This window comes from Actinomadura viridis (genome assembly GCF_015751755.1).
GTDB classification, from domain to species: Bacteria; Actinomycetota; Actinomycetes; order Streptosporangiales; family Streptosporangiaceae; genus Spirillospora; species Spirillospora viridis.
In genome coordinates this window covers 6,989,322-7,011,014 of sequence record NZ_JADOUA010000001.1, presented here as the reverse complement: position 1 = coordinate 7,011,014, position 21,693 = coordinate 6,989,322, and the positions used below count along the sequence as shown (strand labels likewise).

Below are 21,693 nucleotides of genomic sequence, written 5' to 3'. Positions count from 1 at the left end.
CGGTGCGTACCTCCGGGCGGGCGGTTCGGGGTGCTCGGTGTGCGGGACGGCGCCTACCGGGCCGGGCCGAGGTCGGCCAGCAGCGCTCGCAGGCCGAGCAGCACGTCGTCGGCGGACGGCGCGTTCTCCGTGTCGACCAGCCACTGGAGCGAGAGGCCGGCGATCAGGGCCATGTGCACGGACGCCAGGGCGCGGGCGGTCCGCTCGTCCCAGGGCTCGGCGCCGTGGAGGTCGCCGGCCAGCGACGCGCGGGCCCGTTCGTAGGCCGCGGCGATCTGGGCGCCGACCTGGGGGAGCCGTTCCGCCTGCGCGAGCGCCTCGACGGTGGCGACGATCATCGCCCGGTCCGTGGCGAACGACTCGATCATCTCGCTCCACACCCGCGGCAGCCGTTCCCCGGCCGCCGGCGGATCGGCCGGATCGGAGGGCGAGGGCGCCGGGGCTCCGACGACCTTCTCGGCCCAGCCGTCGACGGTCTCCAGGAGGGCCGCGGTGAGCAGTTCCTCCTTCGAGCCGTAGTGGTAGTTGATCGAGGCCACGTTGGCGTCCGCGGCGGACGCGAGATCGCGCGACGTCGTCCGGGCGTACCCCTTCTCCTCCAGGCATCGCTTGGCCGCGGCCATCAACCGCTCACGTTGTCCCATGGGCGCCGACCCTACCCGAATTCAAACAAGCGTTTAAAGCATTTGTTTAACGAAGGCCCTCCCACCCAGATGGACGGGGCGTGGTCGCGGCTGGGCTGAGGCGCGCGGTGTGTCGGCTGGCGTACCGCCGGCCGGCCCAGGAAGGTGTTTTCCCACAGGCCCGCCCGCTGTTGACACGGCTGGGGAAGACCGGTGGGCAAGCACGATCCACCGATTCGGCGGCCTGTGGACCGGATTCGCCCACAGCCTGTGAACGGGGTGTGGGCACCGACCCGCCAGACCCCTCGTCTCCGCTGGTCAGCGGGTTCTCCACGGGGTGGACAAAGGTCCCGGGGGGAGAGGACGGGCCGGTGGACAGCCGGTGCGAGCGACAACCCACACCTTGTGCACACTAGTTATCCACAGGGTGTGGACAGTGGAGGGCGACGGCGCGCGGGCGGTCGAACGGGGAGATGGGGCGCGGAGTCGCCGATTTCTGGGGATAACCATGTGGAATAACGCTCCGCATCTGCGTGCTCACAGCGTTTCCGGGTGTGCATGACGTTTCCCCCAGCCTGTGGATGAAGGGGTCAGGGACGGGTGGCGGCGGTCACGAAGAAGGGCACGGCGACGCACAGCCGGCCGGTCCGGGCCCGTTCACGCTGGTCGTCCGCCCAGGCCCCGGCCTCCGCGCCGGTGACGGCCCCCGCCGTACGGCACGCCTCCACCGCGTCCAGGACGATCGGCAGCACCGCCGCGCCGGTGAGGACCTGGGTGCGGACCTCCACGGTCACGTCCTCGAAACCGCCGTCGAGGAGCAGCCCGCGCTGGGCCCGTCCCGCGCGCGGGTGCCGGACGAGGTCGGCGCGGGCGTGCACGATGGTCCGGGTGAGGGCGGGCAGGCCGGAGTCGATCAGCAGGCCGTCCCAGTCCTGGCCGACCAGGACCGCACGCCCGCCCGGGGCCAGCGCGCGCCGCGCCTCGGCGAGCGCGCGCTCCGGCTCGGCCAGGTCGTGCAGCACCTTGTCGGCCCGGTAGCCGGCCAGCTCGCCGTCCTCGAACGGGAGGGCGAGAGCGTCGGCGACGCGCAGGTCCGCGCCGGGCCACCGCCGCCGGGCCGCGGCGATCATCCGCTCGTCGAGGTCGACGCCCACCGCCCGGACGCCGCGTCCGGCCAGTTCCGCGACGGCGCGGCCGGTGCCGCAGCCGACGTCCACGACCGGGCCGCTCGCCGGGCCCGGGCGGGGGTGCAGCAGGTCGTACGAGAGGGCCCGCAGCTCGACGGCGTCGGGCCGGTTCTCCACCGAGTCGAGGCGGCGGATCAGGGCGTCAGCGGATGTGGACATGTGGGGAATGCTGCGACTTAATGTCGACATGAAGTCAAGTGCTGAGCTGGGCATCGGCGAGGCGGCGGCCCGGTTCGGCCTGGCCGCGCACGTCCTGCGGCACTGGGAGTCGGCGGGGCTGCTCGCGCCCGCGCGCGCGGCCGGGGGGCACCGGCGGTACGGCCCCTCCGACCTGACCCGCATCGGGATGATCCTCCGGGCCAGGGAGGCGGGGTTCGGGCTGGACGACATCCGCGCGATGACCGGGGCCGCGGATCCGGCCGGGCGCCGCGAGGTCCTGGCCCGCCGCCGCGCCGACCTGCTGCGGCTGATCGGCGAGGCGCGCGCCTCGCTCGACCTCATCGAGTGCGCGATGGAGTGCGGCCACGAGGACGCCACCCGGTGCGCCCACTTCCAGGCCGCGGTCGCCGGCCGGAGCGCCGCACCCGCCCGGAGCGCCGCACCCGCCCGACGCGCCGGACGCGCCGGGGCGCCACGCCCGGGCGGTCAAATGCCGGACGCGGTCCGCCCGCCGGGCCTAGCGTGAGAGCGTGGCCCCGTACGGCCCGCGGAGGCCCCTCCGGAAGCGTCCGCGACCGCCGCGAAGCCGCCCCCACCTGCGAACATCAGTTCGAATCGATGCTAGGCTCGCGGACTCATGGGGCACCTTCTCAACGAGCCGATCCGCGCCGAGCACGACCCGGCCGGACGGCTCACCGGGTACGAATGGCGGGGGTCGCGTTACGCCGTGGACGCGGTCCTGAAGACCTACGGATCCTCCCCGGAGGCACTGGTCTACCGGGTCCGGATCAACGGCGACGACGGGGTCGCGATCGCGGAGCTCAGCCGTGACGCCGACCGCTGGCGGATCAGGCATCTCTTCTCCGCCTGACCCGCCCGCCGTACCGGAGGGCCGGCGCGCGGGGCCCGAGCCGGACCGCGCGGTGCCGGATCGTGCCGTGTGGACCCGGGTCGCCGGCGTCCAGGGGTTTCCGCTCGATCTGCTGACGGCCCGGATCGGCCGCCGCCACTACGCGCCGCACGCCCACGACGAGTACGCGATCGGCGTGTGCACGGAGGGCGTGGAGTCCATCCGCTACCGGGGCGAACGGCACCGCTCGGGGCCGGGCGGCGTGGTCGTCCTGGAGCCGGGCGAGCCGCACACCGGCGGCCCTGCTGACGCGCACGGGTTCTCCTACCTCGCGTTCTATCCGGCCGGCGAGCTGCTGAGGGGCGTGGCACCGTACGCCGGTGCCCGGGCGCCGCACTTCGTCGACCCGGTCATCGAGGACGACGTGCTCGCGGCACGGGTCCGTGCGGTGCACCGCATGCTCAGCCGGCCGGGCGTGGAGGCCCTGGAGGGCGAGTCGGCGCTGCTGTCCCTGCTGGGCGTCCTCGTCCGGCGGCATGCCCGGGGGACGGCCGTGGCGGAGCCGCGGGCCGACCCCGTGGCCGCCTGGATCGCCCGTGCCGTCTCGGCGCGCCTCGCCGACGAGCTCACCGGTCCCCCGGGCCTCGGTGAGATGGCCGCCGACCTGGGGGTGTCGCGCTACCGGCTGCTGCGCGCGTTCCGCGAGGTGATGGGGATGCCGCCGTACGCGTGGCTGGCCCAGCACCGGGTCTGGCGTGCCCGCGCGCTGCTGGACGGGGGCGCCCGCCCGGCCGAGGTGGCGACGCTCGTCGGGTTCGCCGACCAGGCGCACCTCACGCGCTGGTTCCGGCGGGTGCTGGGCGTGACGCCGGGCGCGTACCGCAACAGCGTTCAAGACGGCCCGCGGCCCGTTCCCCGAGACTGATCCGGCGCGCCCGGCGGTGAGATGGGCGCGGAGTGGCGGAGAGCCGCCGGGAACGCCCGGGGCGTGTCGGGAGCGGAGGATGCGGTGAGCCGTCGGGGCTGGGTGCTGTTCGCGCTGATGAGCGTGCTGTGGGGGATCCCCTACCTGTTGATCAAGGTGGCGGTGGAGGACGTGTCGGTGCCCGTGCTGGTGTTCGCGCGCACCGCGCTGGGCGCCGCCGTGCTGCTGCCGCTGGCCCTGTGGGGCGGAGGCCGCGGCCATCTCCGCACGCTGCGCCGCCACTGGAAGCCCCTCCTGGCGTTCGCCGTCCTGGAGATCATCGGTCCCTGGGCCCTGCTGTCGGACGCCGAGCGGCACCTGACCAGCTCGATGACCGGGCTGCTGATCGCCGCCGTGCCGATCGTCGGGGTGCTGCTGGCCCGGCTGACCGGCGACGCCGAACGGCTCGGGCCGGCGCGCTGGTGCGGGCTGCTGCTGGGGCTGGCCGGGGTCGGGGTCCTGGCGGCCCCGCATCTGGGCGGCGGCAGCGCCTGGGCGATCGGCGAGATCATGCTGGTCGTGCTCGGCTACTCGATCGCCCCCATGATCGCGGCGCGCCGCCTGGGCGACGTGCCGAGCCTGCCGATGACCGCCGCCTGCCTGACCGTCGCGGCGCTCGTCTACACCGCCCCGGCGGCGGCCACCTGGCCGCGCTCGCTGCCGGACGGCACGGTCCTCGCGGCCCTGGCCGGCCTCGGTGTGGTGTGCACGGCGCTGGCGTTCCTGGTCTTCTTCGAGCTCATCCGGGAGGCCGGGACCTCCCGGGCCATGGTCTTCACCTACGTCAACCCGGCCGTGGCGGTCACCGCCGGGGTCCTGTTCCTGGACGAGCCCCTCACCGGGACGATCATCGGGGCGTTCGCGCTCATCCTCTGCGGCTCGGTCCTCGCCACCCTGCACCGCTCGTCCCCCGCCGCCGAGGCCGCCGAGGCCGCCGAGGCCGGCGCGAGGGCGCCGGACGCGGACGCGGGCACGGATGCGGGCACGGATGCGGGCACGGGCACGGGCGCGGCGCAGGATCCCGACGGCGCCCTGCGCTGATCTCCGGCGTGCCGCCCCGGACGCGACCGGAGGGCGGCACGCCGGGCGGGTCAGCGGAGCGTCGCCACGAACCGCTTCGGCTCGCCGATGTTGCCCGCCGGGTCGATCGCGCGGTACTCGATGGTGTGCCGGCCCTTGCCGATGCCGCCGTAGGAGAGGTGGTCGATCACCGTCCCGTTCTCCGTGAACAGGAACGGCGCCGAGGAGTCGGTGGGCCAGCCGAAGTAGTTGTACCAGCCGTCCCCGTTCACCCGGAACTCGCCGACCACGGTGCCCGGACGGTCGTCGGCCGTGGTCATGCGCATGGTGAACGGGCCGTCGAAGACGTACTCGGGCGGCCGGCCCGGACGCCGCACCGTCTCGGCCGGGCGGGACAGCTCGACGGACGCCGTCGGCGGGCGCGCGTCGACCGTCCAGGCCCGGGTCTGCGCGCCCACGCGGGCGGTGAGCCGGTGCGTGCCGGGGGAGAGGCGGAGCCGCTCCAGGTCGATGGAGCGCTCGCCGCCGCGCACCGGCCGGCCGTCGATCTCCCACCGGATCTCCGGGATCTCCCGGACCGGGTGCGTCGTCTCCGCGTGGACGACGTCCCCGGCTCCCACCGGGCGGTCGGTCGGGGTCGTGCCGCCGAAGCCCGCCGGGACGTCCGCCGGCGGCGTCGTGACCCGGGTGTCGACCTGCCACGCGCGGGTCCGCGTCAGCGCGGCCGACCCGCGGATCGCCGGGTCCCGGACGAACGCGGTCGGGTCGGTGACCGTGGCCTCGACCGTGTGCGCGCCGGGCGCCAGGCGCAGCCGCGCCAGGTCGAGGTTGCGGGCGCCGCGCGCCCGCCGCAGCTCCCGGCCGTCGACCGTCCAGCGCACCGACAGCTCATGGCCGGTGGGATGCATCGTCTCCAGCCACAGGACGCGGTCGGCGCCCACCGGCGCCTCGTTCGGCGTGGCGTCCTGGATGAGGTTCACCTTGGCGGAGACGCGCTGGGTCATGCGCTCCCGCGCGGGCTGGTCGAAGTAGTACCCGAGCGTCTTCATCATCGAGTGCCGGCTCGGCCGCCAGACGCCCCTGGTCATGTAGAGCCCGCCCTCGTACCGCCCGATGACGCCGCCGGACTCGCTGCGCTCCCCCAGCCAGCGCCACCACTTCGCCTTCTGCTCCTTCATCTGCGGCTCGGTGAGCAGTGTGTGGTGGACGGAGTCGGGCTCGGGGCCGGTGTAGGTGCCGCCGGGAACGCCGCGCTGGTAGTAGTCGTACTCGTCGTCCAGGCCGCCGAGCGAGTGGCCCAGCTCGTGCGGGGTGATGAGGGCCGACAGTGCGTTGCCGCCGGACGCCGTGGCGTACGTGCCGCCCGCGCCGCCGTAGGTATCGCTGTTGGCCAGCGCGAGGATCTGCCGGTTGCCGGACGTCGTCCCGGTCACCAGGTCGGCGTAGGTCCGGGCGGCGGACGCGTTCATGGTCAGCAGGCGCTGCGGGCCCGCCTCCCGGCAGCCGCCCCAGAAGGCCATGCCCAGCGGGGTCCGCGGGCGCGGGGACGACAGGCCGGGGTCGCACCCGACCCCGCTCTCCGCCGAGGCGATCTCGACGGCGTAGACGTTGACGTAGGACCGGTACGACTTGAACGGCTCGATCGTCCACAGGTCGTTGAGGTGCTTGTCGATGTGGGCGCGGAACTCCGGCAGCTCCGCCTCGGTGTAGCCGTCTCCCAGGATCACCAGGTTGAAGCGCTTGGCCGGGTCGCCCGTGACCTGGACCGGGACGACCTTCGCGGCGTCCGGGGCGGCGATGACGCCGTCCGCCGCGGCGCCGGTCGCCGTCAGCATCGCCAGCGGCAGCGCGGCGGCGGCCGTGACGGCGGCGGCGGTCCTGGTTCTCCCGGTCGTGACTTGCCCCATGCGCGGGACCTCCTCAGGTGAGGGCGCGCGCTGGACAGGGGGTCGGTCCGGGATCGGCGCACGCCGGCTCGGCCCGCTGGTCGAGCGGGCTGAGCCGGATTATCGCCGCAAGATCGCCTTTTTGTCGCCGTCCCCGCGCCGTCCTGACCCTCCGTTGAGTTGCGGCGAGTTGCTGCCTTTGGGTGGCCCCAACACAGCAACTCGCCGCAAGCCAACGTGTGTGGAGCGGTCAGGCGAGGGCGTCGAGCCGGGCGACCTCGTCCCCGGTCAGGGAGATCGCCGCCGCCGCGAGGTTGTCCTCCAGGTGGGCGACCTTCGAGGTGCCGGGGATCGGCAGCATCACCGGCGAGCGGTGCAGCAGCCAGGCGAGCGCGAGCTGGGCCGGGCTGGCGTCGTGGCGGGCCGCGGCCTCGGCCAGCGTCCCGCCCGGCTCGGCCAGCTTGCCCGTCGCCAGCGGGAACCAGGGGATGAACGCGATGTCCTCCGCCTCGCACCGTTCCAGGACGTCCTGCGAGTTCCGCGAGGTCAGGTTGTAGAGGTTCTGCACCGAGACGATCGGGGCGTGCTTGCGGGCGGCCTCCAGCTCGTCCACCGACACCTCGGAGAGGCCGATGTGCCGGATCTTGCCCTCGTCCCGCAGCTCCCGCAGCACGCCGATCTGCTCGTCCAGCGGCACCTTGGGGTCGATGCGGTGCAGCTGGTACAGGTCGATGCGCTCCAGCCGCAGCCGCCGCAGGCTCATCTCCACGCACTGCCGCAGGTACTCCGGACGTCCCACCGGGTGCCACTGGCCGGGACCGGACCGGGTCAGCCCGCCCTTCGTGGCGATCACCAGGTCGTCCGGGTACGGGTGCAGCGCCTCGGCGATCAGCTCCTCGCTGACGAACGGCCCGTAGGAGTCGGCGGTGTCGATCAGCGTGACGCCCAGCTCCACCGCGCGGCGCAGCACCCGGAGGGACTCGCCGCGGTCGGCGGGCTCGCCCCAGATCCCCGGGCCGGTGATCTGCATGGCCCCGTACCCGAGCCGGTGGACCGGCAGGTCGCCGCCGATGCGGTACGTCCCGCTCGCCGCCACCGGACGCTCGGTCGAGTCAGTCATGGATCGCTCCCAACGACGTTTTCGGTCTTCTCGTCACCAGACGGTCTTCCTCCATTGCATCACCGCCGGTGGTGCGCGCGGGAACGCGGGGGCGTGCCGTCAGCGCTTGCCGCGCTGGCCCTCGGCGAGGCCCCGGGTGATCGCGTCGCCGCCCGCGCGGCGCTGCACCGCGGCGGCGAGGGCGGGTGCGGCGCCGCCGAGGAGGGCGCCCAGGCGCAGGCCGAGCGGTGCCACGTCGATCTCGGCGATGTTCCGCTCGACCGCCCGTACGGTTGCCCGCGCCACGTCCCCCGGCGAGCGGGTGCCGACACCGCGCGGCAGGCTCACGTCGGCCTCGGCGAACATGCCCGCGTCCCGGATGAAGCCGGGGAAGACGGTCGAGACTCCGACGCCGTGCTCGCGCATGTCCTCGCGCAGCGCCAGCGCGAAGCCGCGCATGCCGAACTTGGTGGCGTTGTAGAGGGACGCCCGGCCGGACGCCGTCTTGCCCGCGAGGGAGGAGACGAAGACCAGGTGGCCCCGGCGGCGGGCGGCCATCCGTTCCCCGGCGAGCTTGGCCATCACGATGGGCGCGCGCAGGTTGACCTCCAGCGCGCGGTCGATCTCGCCGATGGAGTAGCCGCTGAGCAGGCCCGACGCGGGCAGCGCCGCGTTCGCCACCAGCACGTCGACCTCGCCCGCGCGGTCCAGCAGGGCGGCGGGCGCGTCGCGGTCGGCGAGGTCGGCGGCCAACGTGGCGGGACGCGTGCCCGTCCGGTCCGCGATCCGGTCCGCGAGAGGGTCGAGCACCTCGGTCCGCCGCCCGGTGAGCACCGTCTCGGCGCCGCGTGCGGCGAAGGCCAGCGCCAGCGCCTGGCCGATGCCGCCGGTGGCGCCCGTCACCAGGACCCTCGCACCGCGCAGTTCCATGGGCCCGATGATCGCACGCCGGACGCTGCCGCCCCAGGGGTGGGGCGTTGATCCGGCGCTGGTCCGGGAGTCCGGCCTCCGGCTTCGGGTGGCCGGAACCGGCCCTTCCGGTCCCTCCCATGACCCTTCCGGTCCCGCCTATGACCTGTCGGTCACATTCCGACACGCCAGAGCAGCAGGACGAGCGAAGAGAGGATCAGCCCGGCGGCGCCGAGCCCCACCTGACCCATCGTGATCAGCGCGCCGCAGCCGGCCGCGGTCAGCGCGGCGACCAGCAGCATGCCCCGGGCTCCGCCCCGTCCGCCGCCGAGGGGCGGGCCTTTCTCCAGCTCGCGTTCCCAGAGGCCGAAGTCATCCTCTGCCCTCATACTCCGGATTATCCGGCCGATCGGCGCGGGGGGCCAGGTGGCGCGGCGGTGACAGGAAAGGCGCCACGAGGCCGGTACCGCCACGGAAACCCCCACCGCGGACGCCGCGAGCGCCCTAGAATGGTGCGTACCGGCATCTGGTACGCCCTGGACGAGGGGCGCCGCCCGGTCGGTCCCGGGCGGGTTCCGGGCATCTGTTTGGACGATGAGTCCGATAACGCCGACACGGTGCGGGTCGCCGGGCGTCGGTTGCTAGGCTGCGGAGAGCCTGGGGGAGCACCATCTGCATCGCTCGTCCCCGGGCTTGGCTTCATAAGTCGAGGTGAAGGGGTCCCCACCGTGAAGAAGCTGATCGTTCTCGCCGTTGTCGCCCTTGGTGGCTTCGTCGTCTGGCGGCGGCTCCAGCAGGACCGCGCCGAGCTTGACCTGTGGACCGAGGCGACGTCCACCGACAGCTGAGACGCCGGAGAGTCCCCGCCGCGACCGGGGGAACGGCTTCGAGGGAAGGCCCGGCGTGAACGGCGCGGTGCCGGTCGCCGGCGCCCGCCACGATCCCGCCGGGAGCGCGCTCGCCGCCGGTGACGCCGTGGAGACGGCCTTCGCCGGGGCGGTCGCGGCCGTCGGAGTCGTCCCCGGAACGGCGGCGCACATCACTGTGACGATCGCCACGAGCGCGACGTCCCCGGCCCGGGCCCGTCCCGCCGGCGCCGCCCGTCTCCCGGAGGGCGCGGCCGGGACCGGACCGGAATGACCGGACGGTCGCCGCGCTCGTTCCTGCGCTGCCCTCCGTGCGATAGCCTCTAGGCAGCATTCCCTCTAGGCAGCACTCCCGGGGTCATAGCTCAGTTGGTAGAGCGCCGCCCTTGCAAGGCGGAGGTCTGGGGTTCGACTCCCCATGGCTCCACAGGACCGTCAGGCCCCTGCACCAGCGATCGCGCCGGTCAGGGGCTTTTCCATGGCCGTACCCGCTGCCCCGGACGGGGGCCGTGGCCCGCGAGGTGGGCTTCGATGGCGGCCGGATGTTCCGCCGCCTCCGTTCACGAGGCCCGGCGTGATGCGGCGCGCCGCATCAGCCTGGCCCCGGCCAGCTTCGCCCACACGTACGCCAGATCCCCCGGCCCCGGGAGCAGGCTCCGCAGCGGCGCGCCCGTGGCCCGCAGGAACCAGACGCTCTGGAGCAGGGCCACCATGGCGTAGGCGACGCTCGACGCCGCCGCCGCCCCCACGATGCCGTGGGCGGGAATGAGCCACAGGTTCAGGACGATGTTGAGGACCAGCGCGGCGACGGAGATCGCCGAGCCGAGCAGCGGGCGGTCGAGCCGCAGCAGGAACGCGCCGATCGGCCTGGTCGCCCCCAGGAACAGCAGCCCGGGGGCCAGCCCCAGCAGCGCGGGGACGGCACCGGCGAACGCCGAGCCGTACACCAGCGGGATCGCGACCGGCGCGGCGGCGCAGATCGCCACCACCGACCCCAGGGCGAAGAGCGCGGTGAAGCGGGTGGCGCGGGCGGTCACCGCCGCGGCCTCGTCGTGCCCGGTGTCGATCTGCCTGGGCAGCACCACCTGCGCGATCGCGTCGGTGGTCAGCCTCGCCTGCTCGGCCACGGTGACCGCCAGCGAGTACAGCCCGACCGCGGCCGCCGTCGTCATCCGGTCGAGCATCAGGACGTCGGTCCGGAAGAGCAGGAAGAGCGCGGCGAGCCCGGTGTGGTAGCGCAGGCCCTTCCCGATGGCCAGGCGGGCCAGCCCCAGGTCGCCGTGCCGGAGCCGGGGCCGGGCCGCCGGGACGAGCACGGCCAGCGGGACGATCATCGACAGCGCCCACACCATGACGGCCTGGCCGGGCGAGATCCCGCGCACCGCCAGGAGGACCAGCAGCCCGCACTGCACCGAGGCGCCGAGAACGGCGCCCCGGTTCACGACATCGACCCTGGATTTCAGGACGAGAACGGTGTTGAGGTACAGCACGGCCATGGCGAAGGGGATCGCGGCCAGCGCCCATGCCAGGTCGCCGTGGCCGGGCGCGGGGACGGTCCCGGGGCCGAGGGCCAGGACGACGCCGGCCGTGGTCAGTGCGGCCAGCGCGCCCACGCCCAGGCCGAGGCCGGCGCTGTTGGCGGTGATGGCGGGACGGTGCCCGGCCTCCGTCCACATCCAGACGTGCGACTGCGCCACCGACAGGTGCCCGATGGACAGGGCGATGAGGGCGATGGTCACCACGACGTAGTAGGCGCCCCGCCCCTCCGGCTGGAGCGCGCGGGTGATGACGATGCCGCTGACGCCGCTGAGCAGGAGCGACACGACGCGTGTCGTCACCGTGTGCGCGACCCGGCGCGCCGAGGTGCTCACCGCAGGCGCGCCCGGTAGACCGCCTCGTGCCGCGCCACGCACTCGCGGACGCCGTAGCGCCGCGCGGTCCGGCGGGCCGCGGCCCCCAGCGCCGCCCGCAGTTCCGGGTCGGCGGCGACCCGGCCGATCGCGGCGGCCAGCGCGGCGGCGTCGCGGGGCGGGACCAGCAGCCCGTCGCGGCCGTCCGTGACGATCTCGGGCAGGTCGCCGACCGCGGTGACGATCACCGGCAGGCCCGCCGCCATCGCCTCCAGGACCGCGTTCGGCAGGCCCTCGGCGTGTGAGGCGAGCACGGCGAACTGGTGGCCGGGCAGCAGCGTCCGGGAGTCGGGCACCGCGCCGGCCAGCTCCACGACGTGGCGCAGCCCCCGGGCCTCGACCAGGGCGCCGAGCCGTTCCCGTTCCGGCCCGTCCCCCACGAACCGCACGCGCGGCGGATCGGGCAGCAGCGCGAGCGCCTCCACGATGTCGGCGTGGCCCTTGTAGGCGATGAGGTTGGCGACGACGATCCCGGTCGGCGGGCAGCGGGCCGCGTCCGCCGGCTCCGCGGGCAGCTCCACCCCGTTCGGGATCACCTCGACGCGGTCGGCCGGCACCCCGTCCGGGCCGAGCAGCTCCCGGGCGATGCCGTGGCAGTTGGTGACGTACTGCGACGAGGAACGGCGGCTCGCGGTGTCCAGGACCCGGCGGACGAGCCCGGTGGGGGTGGGCGGGGACGCGCCGCGGCGGCCGTTCACCCTCACCGGCACGCCCGCCGCCCAGGCCAGGGGCAGGACGCGGGTGCAGCACGTGAACAGGAAGGCGTGGCACACGTCCGGTTTGAGAGTACGCAGGTGCCACCACAGCGCGAGCAGCCTCCCCGTCGCGTGGAGGAGGCGGCGCGTGGCCTGGACCCTTCGGCGGACGGCGCCGGACGGCCGAGCGGACGGCCGCGCGGACGGCCGCGCGGGGGGCCGCGCGGGGGGCCGAGGGGAGGGCCGGTCCCAGCCGTCCCGGCGGAACCCTCCGAACGAGAAGACGCGGGTGGGGACGCCCAGCGCCCGGAGATCGGCTTCGAGGGGGCCGCCCCGGCACAGCGCGACCACGTGCACGTCGTGCCCCCGTTCCCGCAGGCCGCGGGCCAGCTTCACCAGCTGCGTCTCGGTGCCCCCGACGTTGAGGGAACCGACGGACAGCACGATCCGCAGCGGCCGTCCCCCGGCGGGCCTCACGTGGGCTGACACTCCGGGCCGCCGACCGGCACCGCGTCGGGCGCCCGGAGGGGACCGCCGTCGGCGAACGTCCGGTGCCACAGCTCGAACTGGATGAGCGCCCAGATCCGGGCGCTGTGGTCGCTGCCCGCCCGGTGCTGGCGGAGCAGGCCCCGGACCACCTCGGGACGGAACAGGCCCCGCGCCGCCGCCGTCCGGTCGGTCAGCACGTCCCACGACAGCTCGTACAGCTCGGTGCGCAGCCAGGCCGCCAGGGGCACCCCGAAGCCCATCTTCGGGCGGGCGATGAGCTCGGGCGGAAGCCACTCCGCCACGGCCTTCTTCAGCAGGTACTTGGTCGTGCCCGAGCGGATCTTCATTCCGGCGGGGAGCCCGGCGGCCCACTCCATCAGATGGTGGTCCAGGAACGGGGAGCGCGCCTCCAGGGAGTTGGCCATCGTCGCGATGTCCATCTTCACCAGGAGGTCGCCGGGCAGGTAGGTGTTGACGTCGACGTCCATGATGCGTCCGATGTCGGAGCCGGCGCGGGAGGCGGCGAACGCGTCGTCCATGAGCCGGTAGCTGTCGATCCCGGCCAGCCGCTCGCGCAGCGCGTCGGTGTAGAGCTCGAACTTCTGCTCGGGCGTGAAGTACGACATCAGGCGCGCGTAGCGGCGCGGCGCCGGCTGGCCGAGCAGTTCCAGGACCCGGCCGGCCCGGCGCAGGTGGGTGCGCGAGGAGCTGCGGGAGGTCAGCAGCGTCCCGAACCGGCCGAGGGAGGGCCGCAGGGCCGCGGGCACCGCCACTCGGCCCGTCCTCATCATGGCCACGTAGCGCCGGTAGCCGCCGAAGCACTCGTCGCCGCCGTCCCCGTTGAGGACGACCGTCACGTGCTCGCGGCCCATCCGCGCCACGTAGAAGCTGGGGATCGCCGAGGAGTCGGCGAACGGCTCGTCGTAGTGCCAGGCCAGCGTGGGAAGCACGTCCAGCACGGACGGGCTGACGACCAGTTCGTGGTGGTCGGTGCCGTAGCGTTCGGCGACCATCCGCGCGTACTGCCGCTCGTCGAACCGGCGCTCGTCGAATCCGATGCTGAAGGTCTTCACCGGCGCGGACGACTCCATGGCCATCGCCGCGACCACGGCCGAGGAGTCGATCCCGCCGGACAGGAAGGCCCCGAGGGGCCGTTCGCTGGTCATCCGGATCCGGGTGGCCTCCAGGAGCAGCTCGCGCAGCCGCTCGGCGGCCTCCTCCTCGCCGGACACCTGGCGCGGCGTGAAGTCCAGGCGCCAGTAGCGGCGGACGTCGAACTCGCCGTCCTGCCAGACCAGCAGGTGGCCCGGCGGGAGTTTGCGCACCTCGCCGTAGATGGACCAGGGGGCGGGGACGTACTGGTAGGTCAGGTAGTGGTGCAGGGCCACCGGGTCCACCTCGCGGGGGATGCCCGGGTCCTGCATCAGCGTCTTCAGCTCCGAGCCGAACGACAGCGACGTGCCGTTCGCCCTGTAGTAGAGCGGTTTCTTGCCCACCCGGTCGCGGGCCAGCAGCAGCCGCCCGCGCCTGCCGTCCCAGATGGCGAACGCGAACATCCCGCGGAGCCGGTGCACCAGGTCGTCGCCGTACTCCTCGTAGAGGTGCACGAGGCATTCGCTGTCGCCGGACGTGGTGAAGCGGTGGCCGCGCCGGACCAGGTCCCCGCGGAGCGCGCCGAAGTTGTAGATCTCGCCGTTGAAGACGGCGGCGACGGTCCCGTCCTCGTTGTAGACGGGCTGGTCCCCGCCGGCCACATCGATGATCGCCAGCCGCCGCATGCCGAGGGCGGCGTGCTCGCCGTCGTGGAAGCCGCTGCCGTCCGGGCCGCGGTGGACCATCGCGTCGCACATCCGGCGGATGAGCCGCGGGTCGGCGCGGCCCGTCGACGCGGTGCCCGCTATCCCGCACATCAGCGGGCCAGGAGGCGCGTGTAGAGGTCGATGTGCCGCTCGACCATCGTGTCGGCGCGCAGGTGGGCGCGGCTCCAGTCGAGGGCGCGGGCCCCGAGGCGCTCGGCGAGCCCCGGGTCGTCCAGGACCCGTTCCAGCCCGTCAGCCAGCGCGCGCGAGTCGCCCGGCGGCACCAGCACCCCGCGCCCCTGCAGGAGCTCGCCGCTGCCGCCGACATCGGTCGCGACGACCGGCCGGCCGGCCGCCATCGCCTCCATGATCGAGTTGCTCATGCCCTCGTGCAGGGAGGGGAGCACGACCACGTCGGCCCGCGCGAGCAGCGCCTCCACGTCGGTCCGGCCGCCGAGGAACCGCACGTCGACCCCGAGCCGCGCGGCCTGGTGCTCCAGCGCGGGCCGGGCCGGGCCGTCGCCGGCCAGCACCAGCGTGCACGGCCGGCCCCGTTCACCGAGCCGGGCCACGGCGTCGAGCAGGTGGCGGTGGCCCTTCCCGCGCTTGAGGTTGGCGACGCACAGCAGTACCGGCGCGCCGGTGACGATCTCGGCCGGTGCCGCTGGCTCGAACGCCGTGTCGGGAAGCCCGTTGTAGACGACGGTGAGTTTGCCGGGCGGCACCCCTTCGCCGCGCCGGGTGTCCTCGGCCACGGACTCGGCGTTGGCCACGAGGAGGTCGGTCATCCGCGTCGCGACGCGCTCGGCCGCCAGGACCAGCCGCCGCCCGCGTTTGAAGTCGCCGAGGCTGCGGCGTCCGGCCACCAGCACCGGCACACCGGCCAGGCGCGCGGCCGGGGCCGCGGTCACGTAGCTGTGGTAGAGGAACGCGTGCAGCACGTCCGGCCGCAGGCGGCGCAGCTCGCCCACCAGCCGGGCGAACGCGGCGGCGTTGAGCGGCAGCCTGCCCCGCCCGTCCCTCCGGGTGTGGAAGCCCAGCCGGATCACCTCCACTCCGGCATCGTGCAGCATCCGCTCGCGCGGGCCTCCGCCGAACATGACCAGCACGGTCGTGTCCACGCCGCGCCGGTGCAGGCCCTCGGCGAGCAGCACGACCTGCTTCTCGGTGCCGCCCAGCCCGAGCTGGCCGATGAGCAGGCACACCTTGGCGAGCGGCGGCGCCTTCGCGCGGCGCTCGTCCACCCGCGGGTTCTCGTGACGAGCCACGCTCGCACCATACACAGAGTGTTCATTCGACAGCATGGAGTGACGCACCTCTCCTGTCACCGGCCGGCGACGTTTCCCTGGACCCGGCCGTCACCCGGCGACGGGCTCGCCCGGCGCCGGCTCACCGGGCCGGTGTGGAAGGCCGCGGAACCACTCCACGGTCCGGGCGAGCCCGACGTCGAGGGGGACCGGCGCGACTTCGGGGAAGAGTTCGCGGAGGCGGTCGGCCGCCGCCTGGGAGTCGCGCACGTCCCCGGCCCGCGGGGACGTGTGCCGGACCGCGATCGGCATTCCGAGGACGTCCTCCAGCCGCCGGATCAGCTCCAGGATCGAGATCCGGGTGCCGAACGCGAGGTTGACCGGGTCCGGGCAGGTGACCGTGCGCAGCGCCGCGTCGGCCAGCACGCGCGTGACCGTCCCGACGTAGGTGAAGTCGCGCGTCTGGTGCCCGTCGCCGTGGACCCGCACCGGCTCGCCGCGCAGCGCGGCGTCGATGAACGCGGGGATCACGGCGGCGTAGGCGTGGGCCGCCGGCTGCAGCGGCCCGTAGACGTTGAAGAAGCGCAGGGCGAGAGTGGGAAGGCCGAAGCTGGCCCCGTAGGCGAGCGCGTAGGACTCCGCGGCCAGCTTGCTGGCCCCGTACGGGCTGAGCGGGCGGGTGGCGAGGTCCTCGTGCTTGGGCAGCTCCCGCACCGAGCCGTACACCGAGGACGACGACGCGACGATCATGTGGACCCGGTGCCGGCGGCACGCCTCCAGGAGATGGACCGTGCCACTGGCGTTGGCCTCGTGGCTGGCGACCGGGTCGGCGAGCGACCGGGGCACCGACGGCCGCGCCGCGAGGTGCACCATGGCGTCGGCGCCCGCGACGGTCTCCTCGACGAGGTCGTGATCGAGGATGCTGCCCTCGGCCAGCCGCACGTCCAGACCGCCGAGGTTGGCGGCCGACCCGGTGCTGAGGTCGTCGATCGCCACCACCTGCCGGACTCGCGGGCGCGCGGCCAGCTCGCGGCAGAGGTTGGCGCCGATGAATCCGGCCCCGCCGGTAACGATGATCTTCAACGGTCAGTCCTTCGCTACGAGGTCGCCGACCGCGGACGGGCGCCACCAGCCCCGTTCCACGGCGATCGACGCATAGAGGTGACGGATGTCCGAGACCAGCCGGGCGGCACCGAACCGTTCCGTGGTCCGGATCCGGGCGGCGTGGCCCAGCCGCAGGCGCAGCGGCTCGTCCCGGAGGAGCCGCAGGGTGGCGGCGGCCAGTTCGCCCGCGCGGGTCGCGGCCAGCAGCCCGGTCTCGCCGTCCCGGACGACCTCCGGCACGCCGCCCACCTTCGTGGCGACCGCCGGCAGCCCGGCGAGCCCGGCCTCGATCAGCGAGACGGGCATGCCCTCGTTGTCCGAGGTGAGCAGGACGGCGTCCGCCGCCGCGTAGACGGTCTCCACATCGGCCCGCCAGCCGAGCAGGCGCAGCGCGCCGCCCAGCTCCCGGGCCGCGGACCGCACCTCGGGAACGAGGTCGCCGTCGCCGCAGAGCACGAACCGCGCCGCCGGCTCCTCGCGGGCGACGGCGCGCACGACCTCCACGAACCGGTCCGGCCGCTTGATCCGCGTGACCCGTCCCACGTACGCGACGACGGGCCCGTCCGCGGGCAGCCCGAGCGAACGCCTGGCCGCCTCCCGTTCGGGAAGCGGCGGCAGGTCGGTGCCCGGCGGAACCACGGAGTACTTGCCCGGGGTTCCGATGCCCGCCGCCAGCAGATCGTCGCGGACCCGGCCGCCCACGGCCACGATGTGGTCGGTGACCCGGGCGAGGGCCCGTTCGGCCTGGACGACCATGCGGGTCTTGGCCGGCGGGAAGTAGCCGTGGAGCAGGTGCCCGTGGAAGGTGTGGACGCGCACCGGCACCCTGGCCAGCACGGCGGCCGTCCGCCCCAGCGCACCCGCCTTGGCGGTGTGGGTGTGCACGATGTGCGGACGGAACGCGCGCATGGCCGAGACCAGGCGCAGCAGGGCGCGGCCGTCGTCGGAGGGCCGTACCGAGCGGCCGAGCCCCGGCACGCGGCGCACCTCGATCTCCGGCGCGCACAGGTCGACGTAGTCGGCCTCGTCCGGGCCGACGAACCCGCAGTGGATCCGGTGGTCGAAGCGCGCGGCGTCCAGGCCGCGCGCCAGGGCGGCGACCTGCATCGCCGGTCCGCCGACGTTCATGCGCGCGATGACCCGCATCACCCTGAGGCGCTCGCCGTCCGCCGGGAAATCCACTCGGTCGTCGATCATGGCGGGCACCTACCCGCGAATTCGCGCCTTTATCGAATGCTCTCGGGTGTGGCTCGATAAAAGCCGTGCCAAGGCCGAACAATGCAGCCCGACTAAGTCAGACAGAGCGGCATCCGCCCAGCATGTCTGGGTTTGGACGTTGATCAAGACGTAAATGGCTTGCGGGCTAGTAGGTTGATCAACTTGTGATACCGTCGAAGGGATTTCCAGTCGCTTTCCTCGGCGATCTCGCCGTGCGGCGTGCATCGCCGACACCACGTCCATCCATAACCATTCGGGGGAATCTGTCCATGAAATCTGTTTCGCTCGGGACCGGCGGCGTGGCCGTGGCCGCACTGGTGGCGGCGGGGCTGGTGACGGCACCGGGGGCGGCGCGTGCCGAGTCCTTCACCTACGTGCCGTGCAGCGCCTCCGCCCTGATCGACGCGATCAACAACGCCAACGCCGCCGGAGGAAGCACCCGGCTCAATCTCGCCCGATCCTGTAGCTACGGGCTCACCAGCGCGGCCTCGTCCGGCACCCGGGGGCCGAACGGACTGCCGATCATCACCGCGGACCTCAGCCTGACGGGCCAGGCCACCGCGATCCGGCGGACCGGCGTCGCGCGGTTCCGGATCCTGGAGGTCTCCCAGGGAGTCAAGTTCCAGGCGTCCGGGATCGGTTTCACGGGCGGGGACAGCGGTGACGACACCGGCGGCGGCATCCTCAACGCCCGCGGCTCGGTCGAGCTGATCTCGTCCTACGTCAGGGGCAACACCGCCGACAACGGTGCCGGGATCAGCAACGACCGCGGCCAGCTGCGCCTGACCGGAACGTTCGTCCAGAGCAACTCGACCAGCGGCGGCGGTGGCGGCGGCGTCTACAACGACGGCGTCCTCACCGTGACGGGGGGCGGCGTCGAGTCCAACACGGCCGTGACCCGTGGCGGCGGCGTCTACACCGAGCTCGGCGGCGCGAGCACCTTCTACAACACCTACATCAGTCGCAACAGGGCCGTCCAGGGTGGCGGCGGCGGCTTGTACAACGGCCGGGGCGGCCAGACGACCCTCACGCTCAGCCGCGTCGAGGGCAACAGCGCCGGTGCGCCGGGCGGGGGCGTCCGCAACGACGCCGGGCAGCGCACCACGCGGATCCAGGACGGCTATGTCGGGGAGAACACCCCGGACAACTGCGGTCCTTCGGGAACCGTCCTGGGGTGCTCGGACTGACCTGGGACTGGTACGAGGTGGCGGGGAACGGATTCCCTGCCACCTCGAAACCGTTCGCCGGGACTATCCCTCCGCGCGCTGGAAGACGTATTCGTTGCAGCCGAGCCCGCCACCGCAGGTGGTGAGGTGGCACAGCGTGAACCCGCGGTCGCGCAGGAACGTGAACACCTCCTCGGGCCGGGCCACCTCGAACGGGTAGCCCCCCACCCAGTCGACGAGATCGTGCTTGGCCGACATGCCGCGGACCCGGGGCGGGCGCGCCGGCAACCCGTCCTTGCGCAGGATCTCCAGCGCCTTCCGCGCGGGGCGGCGGCGGCCGATGTACGCGGCGCTCGCCGCCACCAGGACGCCCCGTGCCACGGGGCCGGACTTGTTGTACCGGTGTTTGACCCGCCGCCACACGCGGCTTTCCAGCCCCTGATCGTTGTAGATGGAGATGTACAGGAGCCCCCCGGGAGCGACCAGGCCGGCGGCGGCGTCCACCGCCCTCCACAGGTCGCCGGTGTGGTGCAGCACGCCCCACGAGTAGACGATGTCGAACAGGCCCAGCCCCTTGACGAACGGCTCGTCGAGGATGGAGCCGGTCTCCACGCTCCAGTCGGCGTCCGGGGCGAAACGGTCGCGCAGTTCCAGCGTGGCCGCGACCGAGTCCGGGTCGAAGTCGAACGAGCGGACGCGGGCTCCGAGCCGGGAGGCGGCCAGGGAGAACAGCCCGCTCCCGCACCCCGCGTCCAGGAACGAGCGTCCCGCCAGGTCCCGCGTGCCCAGCGCCTTCACCAGCGATCCGACCGCGGCCTCGATCCGGGACTCGTCGACCAGGTCGATGAAGGCGCGCCAGTTGCTGCCGAACGCGAACCGGTCTCCGGCGCGGATCTCTGCCCTGCTGTCAATCATCGCCCTGCTGTCAATCATCGGTTCTGCCTCCCTGTGACGGTGCGATGTGGCCGTTCGATGTACGGCTGGGTGGACCGGTGCGGGGAGGTGGTCCGCCGGCCGGGGCGGCGGACGGGACGGACGAGGTGCCGGACGGGACGGGCGGAGGGGTGGCCGGGACGGCGGGCGGGCCGGGCGGCCGGGCGGCCAGCAGGCAGCCGAGCGCGAGCCAGAACGGCGCGCTGGCGATCAGGTTCGCCAGGGGGTTGGCGAAGAGGAGGCCCACGCAGTAGGCGAGCGCGACGGCGCGGAGCACCGCGAGGTCGCCGGCGCGCGGGTCCTTGACCCCGAGCCACACCAGGACGAGGAAGGCGAGCAGCGCCAGGATCCCCGCCTCGGCGGCCAGCCGCAGGTAGTCGTTGTGGGTGGCGATGTAGACGCCGAGCCGCGGGGAGTTCGCCGCGTACGGCGGGAACATCCCGTAGCCGATGCCGCGGAACGGGTGCGCGGCCGCCACGTCCGCCGCGAACTCGGCCGCGTTCCGCCGGACCGTGCTGTTGAAGCTCAGCTCGTCCGACGACCGGCCGCTGGTCGCGATCTGCTCGGCGGTGTCCAGGGTGCCGGGCAGGGTGATGGCGACCACCGCGGCGGCGACCGCGATCAGCACCCGGAACCGGGCGGAGCGGCCCTGGACGAGGACGAGGACGACGCCTCCGGCGGCGGCGAGGAAGGCCCCGCGGGACCGGGTCTCGGCGACGGCGGCGAAGCACACCGCGGCCGGGACGAGCCACACCAGCCGGTGCGTGTGGCGGGCGAGGCCGACCGCGGCGACGAGCGCGAGCGCGAGGACCCCGCCGGCGTAGTTCGGGTTGAGGCCGAGCCCCTGGAGCCGGTCCCCCGCGTGGTCGCCGGCGGCCAGCGTCCACGCGGCGCCGGCCGCCCCGGCCAGCGCGATCACGCGGACCAGCCGGTCCGGGCGGGGCGGCGCCGCCGCGCAGGCCGCGAGCAGCGCCAGCCCGGCGAGAAGCCCGACGAGGTCGGGCCGGCGGTCGGTGAGGGGCGTCAGGGGGAGCGCGGGCGCGGCGTAGCTGACGGCCAGCAGGGCGGCCAGCAGCCCGATCCACAGGTGGGCCGCGCGGAGGGGGAGGGCCCTGACGGCGATCTGGACTCCCGCGACCGCCGCCACCATGGCGACGGCCGCGAGGGCGGGGGACGACCCGGCGCCGATCCCCGCGCCGAGGAGAACGATCGGAATGATCAGAAGAACGGCCGCTTCCCGCCGCCACAGGAGGAGCGTGGCGAAAGGCGTGATGATCAGCAGCGGAATGATGATCGCCGGATATCGCACCACCGCATAGGCACCGGCCGGCGCGGCGACCGCGACGACGAGCCCGGCCAGGACGGCCAGGACCGTGCGGGACCGGCGGCCCGCGGCGGTCATCGGCGCGTCACCGGTCGTCCGCCGACATGCCCTTGCTCACGCTGTGTAATCACTTCTGTCTCGATTTCCGTCGATCGTGTCCCCAAATGACCAGGTCTTTGATCAATGATCATTGGCGGCTTGTCGCAGGTCGATTACAAATAGTAGTCATCCGGAAGTGATCATCG

The 21,693-nt window shown here is 73.8% G+C and carries 21 protein-coding genes and 1 tRNA gene; 8 read left to right on the top strand and 14 right to left on the bottom strand.

The window, feature by feature from the left end; translation table 11 throughout:
- Positions 1-53: 53 nt before the first annotated feature.
- Positions 54-644 (bottom strand): TetR/AcrR family transcriptional regulator, encoded by a 591-nt coding sequence (locus tag IW256_RS31795; protein ID WP_197014462.1) that lies wholly within the window; start codon positions 642-644, stop codon positions 54-56.
- A gap of 569 nt (positions 645-1,213) precedes the next feature.
- Complete coding sequence (locus tag IW256_RS31790; protein ID WP_231404015.1) at positions 1,214-1,969, bottom strand: methyltransferase domain-containing protein; 756 nt, start codon at positions 1,967-1,969, stop codon at positions 1,214-1,216.
- A 28-nt stretch (positions 1,970-1,997) separates the two neighbouring features.
- Between IW256_RS31790 and IW256_RS42455 the strand changes: the two genes are divergently transcribed.
- From IW256_RS42455 to IW256_RS31770, 4 genes are all read left to right on the top strand, one after another.
- Entirely contained in the window at positions 1,998-2,495 is a 498-nt protein-coding gene (locus tag IW256_RS42455; RefSeq protein WP_197014460.1) for a MerR family transcriptional regulator, read from the top strand.
- A 111-nt stretch (positions 2,496-2,606) separates the two neighbouring features.
- Complete coding sequence (locus tag IW256_RS31780) at positions 2,607-2,840, top strand: hypothetical protein (RefSeq protein WP_197014459.1); 234 nt, start codon at positions 2,607-2,609, stop codon at positions 2,838-2,840.
- A 52-nt stretch (positions 2,841-2,892) separates the two neighbouring features.
- Entirely contained in the window at positions 2,893-3,744 is an 852-nt protein-coding gene (locus IW256_RS31775; RefSeq protein WP_197014458.1) for an AraC family transcriptional regulator, read from the top strand.
- Positions 3,745-3,828: 84 nt separating this feature from the next.
- A complete protein-coding gene (locus IW256_RS31770; protein ID WP_197014457.1) occupies positions 3,829-4,824 on the top strand; it encodes a DMT family transporter in 996 nt (331 codons plus the stop codon).
- 50 nt (positions 4,825-4,874) lie between these two features.
- Here the strand turns inward: IW256_RS31770 and IW256_RS31765 are convergent, their stop codons facing one another.
- The 4 genes from IW256_RS31765 to IW256_RS31750 form a co-directional block, all read right to left on the bottom strand.
- On the bottom strand, positions 4,875-6,710 hold the full coding sequence (locus IW256_RS31765; protein WP_197014456.1) for a M64 family metallopeptidase: 1,836 nt from the start codon (positions 6,708-6,710) through the stop codon (positions 4,875-4,877).
- Between the two features lie 229 nt (positions 6,711-6,939).
- Positions 6,940-7,809 carry an aldo/keto reductase gene (locus tag IW256_RS31760; RefSeq protein WP_197014455.1) on the bottom strand — a complete coding sequence of 290 codons (870 nt, stop codon included), beginning with the start codon at positions 7,807-7,809 and terminating at the stop codon, positions 6,940-6,942.
- Positions 7,810-7,908: 99 nt separating this feature from the next.
- Positions 7,909-8,718 (bottom strand): SDR family NAD(P)-dependent oxidoreductase, encoded by an 810-nt coding sequence (locus IW256_RS31755; protein WP_197014454.1) that lies wholly within the window; start codon positions 8,716-8,718, stop codon positions 7,909-7,911.
- A 152-nt stretch (positions 8,719-8,870) separates the two neighbouring features.
- Entirely contained in the window at positions 8,871-9,086 is a 216-nt protein-coding gene (locus IW256_RS31750) for a hypothetical protein (protein ID WP_197014453.1), read from the bottom strand.
- Positions 9,087-9,425: 339 nt separating this feature from the next.
- On the opposite strand from IW256_RS31750, the gene IW256_RS41670 reads away from it, so the two are divergent.
- The 3 genes from IW256_RS41670 to IW256_RS31740 all read left to right on the top strand — a co-directional run bounded on the left by IW256_RS41670 (position 9,426) and on the right by IW256_RS31740 (position 9,990).
- Positions 9,426-9,545 carry a DLW-39 family protein gene (locus IW256_RS41670; RefSeq protein WP_307829246.1) on the top strand — a complete coding sequence of 40 codons (120 nt, stop codon included), beginning with the start codon at positions 9,426-9,428 and terminating at the stop codon, positions 9,543-9,545.
- Between the two features lie 55 nt (positions 9,546-9,600).
- Complete coding sequence (locus IW256_RS31745) at positions 9,601-9,837, top strand: hypothetical protein (RefSeq protein WP_197014452.1); 237 nt, start codon at positions 9,601-9,603, stop codon at positions 9,835-9,837.
- 80 nt (positions 9,838-9,917) lie between these two features.
- Positions 9,918-9,990 (top strand) — tRNA-Ala (locus IW256_RS31740).
- A gap of 133 nt (positions 9,991-10,123) precedes the next feature.
- Here IW256_RS31740 and IW256_RS31735 read toward each other — a convergent pair.
- From IW256_RS31735 to IW256_RS31710, 6 genes are all read right to left on the bottom strand, one after another.
- Positions 10,124-11,434 carry a lipopolysaccharide biosynthesis protein gene (locus IW256_RS31735; RefSeq protein WP_197014451.1) on the bottom strand — a complete coding sequence of 437 codons (1,311 nt, stop codon included), beginning with the start codon at positions 11,432-11,434 and terminating at the stop codon, positions 10,124-10,126.
- Positions 11,431-12,645: a glycosyltransferase gene (locus tag IW256_RS31730; RefSeq protein ID WP_197014450.1), complete on the bottom strand. Its 1,215-nt coding sequence runs from the start codon at positions 12,643-12,645 to the stop codon at positions 11,431-11,433. Before IW256_RS31730 ends, IW256_RS31735 begins: the two co-directional genes overlap by 4 nt.
- Positions 12,642-14,567, bottom strand: a complete 1,926-nt coding sequence (asnB, locus tag IW256_RS31725) for an asparagine synthase (glutamine-hydrolyzing) (protein WP_197014449.1) — start codon at positions 14,565-14,567, stop codon at positions 12,642-12,644. Before asnB ends, IW256_RS31730 begins: the two co-directional genes overlap by 4 nt.
- Complete coding sequence (locus IW256_RS31720; protein ID WP_197014448.1) at positions 14,567-15,724, bottom strand: glycosyltransferase; 1,158 nt, start codon at positions 15,722-15,724, stop codon at positions 14,567-14,569. The genes asnB and IW256_RS31720 overlap by 1 nt, the downstream gene beginning before the upstream one ends.
- Before the next feature lie 90 nt (positions 15,725-15,814).
- Positions 15,815-16,786 carry an NAD-dependent epimerase/dehydratase family protein gene (locus IW256_RS31715; protein WP_197014447.1) on the bottom strand — a complete coding sequence of 324 codons (972 nt, stop codon included), beginning with the start codon at positions 16,784-16,786 and terminating at the stop codon, positions 15,815-15,817.
- A 3-nt stretch (positions 16,787-16,789) separates the two neighbouring features.
- A complete protein-coding gene (locus IW256_RS31710; RefSeq protein WP_197014446.1) occupies positions 16,790-18,004 on the bottom strand; it encodes a glycosyltransferase in 1,215 nt (404 codons plus the stop codon).
- A gap of 290 nt (positions 18,005-18,294) precedes the next feature.
- Here IW256_RS31710 and IW256_RS31705 point away from each other — a divergent pair, with 290 nt between their 5' ends.
- Positions 18,295-19,212, top strand: a complete 918-nt coding sequence (locus IW256_RS31705; protein WP_197014445.1) for a hypothetical protein — start codon at positions 18,295-18,297, stop codon at positions 19,210-19,212.
- Positions 19,213-19,275: 63 nt separating this feature from the next.
- On the opposite strand, the gene IW256_RS31700 is transcribed toward IW256_RS31705, so the two are convergent.
- Together IW256_RS31700 and IW256_RS42450 are read right to left on the bottom strand one after the other, a co-directional pair.
- Complete coding sequence (locus tag IW256_RS31700) at positions 19,276-20,106, bottom strand: class I SAM-dependent methyltransferase (protein WP_197014444.1); 831 nt, start codon at positions 20,104-20,106, stop codon at positions 19,276-19,278.
- 10 nt (positions 20,107-20,116) lie between these two features.
- Positions 20,117-21,526 (bottom strand): O-antigen ligase family protein, encoded by a 1,410-nt coding sequence (locus tag IW256_RS42450; protein WP_197014443.1) that lies wholly within the window; start codon positions 21,524-21,526, stop codon positions 20,117-20,119.
- Positions 21,527-21,693: the final 167 nt, after the last annotated feature.

Excerpts from the sequence above, each read along its gene's own strand:
- IW256_RS31795 (WP_197014462.1), bottom strand. The coding sequence starts at position 644 with ATGGGACAACGTGAGCGGTTGATGGCCGCGGCCAAGCGATGCCTGGAG.
- IW256_RS31790 (WP_231404015.1), bottom strand. The coding sequence starts at position 1,969 with ATGTCCACATCCGCTGACGCCCTGATCCGCCGCCTCGACTCGGTGGAG.
- IW256_RS42455 (WP_197014460.1), top strand. The coding sequence starts at position 1,998 with ATGAAGTCAAGTGCTGAGCTGGGCATCGGCGAGGCGGCGGCCCGGTTC.
- IW256_RS31780 (WP_197014459.1), top strand. The coding sequence starts at position 2,607 with ATGGGGCACCTTCTCAACGAGCCGATCCGCGCCGAGCACGACCCGGCC.
- IW256_RS31765 (WP_197014456.1), bottom strand. The coding sequence starts at position 6,710 with ATGGGGCAAGTCACGACCGGGAGAACCAGGACCGCCGCCGCCGTCACG.
- IW256_RS31760 (WP_197014455.1), bottom strand. The coding sequence starts at position 7,809 with ATGACTGACTCGACCGAGCGTCCGGTGGCGGCGAGCGGGACGTACCGC.
- IW256_RS31755 (WP_197014454.1), bottom strand. The coding sequence starts at position 8,718 with ATGGAACTGCGCGGTGCGAGGGTCCTGGTGACGGGCGCCACCGGCGGC.
- IW256_RS31750 (WP_197014453.1), bottom strand. The coding sequence starts at position 9,086 with ATGAGGGCAGAGGATGACTTCGGCCTCTGGGAACGCGAGCTGGAGAAA.
- asnB (WP_197014449.1), bottom strand. The coding sequence starts at position 14,567 with ATGTGCGGGATAGCGGGCACCGCGTCGACGGGCCGCGCCGACCCGCGG.
- IW256_RS31710 (WP_197014446.1), bottom strand. The coding sequence starts at position 18,004 with ATGATCGACGACCGAGTGGATTTCCCGGCGGACGGCGAGCGCCTCAGG.
- IW256_RS31705 (WP_197014445.1), top strand. The coding sequence starts at position 18,295 with ATGAAATCTGTTTCGCTCGGGACCGGCGGCGTGGCCGTGGCCGCACTG.
- IW256_RS31700 (WP_197014444.1), bottom strand. The coding sequence starts at position 20,106 with ATGATTGACAGCAGGGCAGAGATCCGCGCCGGAGACCGGTTCGCGTTC.
- IW256_RS42450 (WP_197014443.1), bottom strand. The coding sequence starts at position 21,526 with ATGACCGCCGCGGGCCGCCGGTCCCGCACGGTCCTGGCCGTCCTGGCC.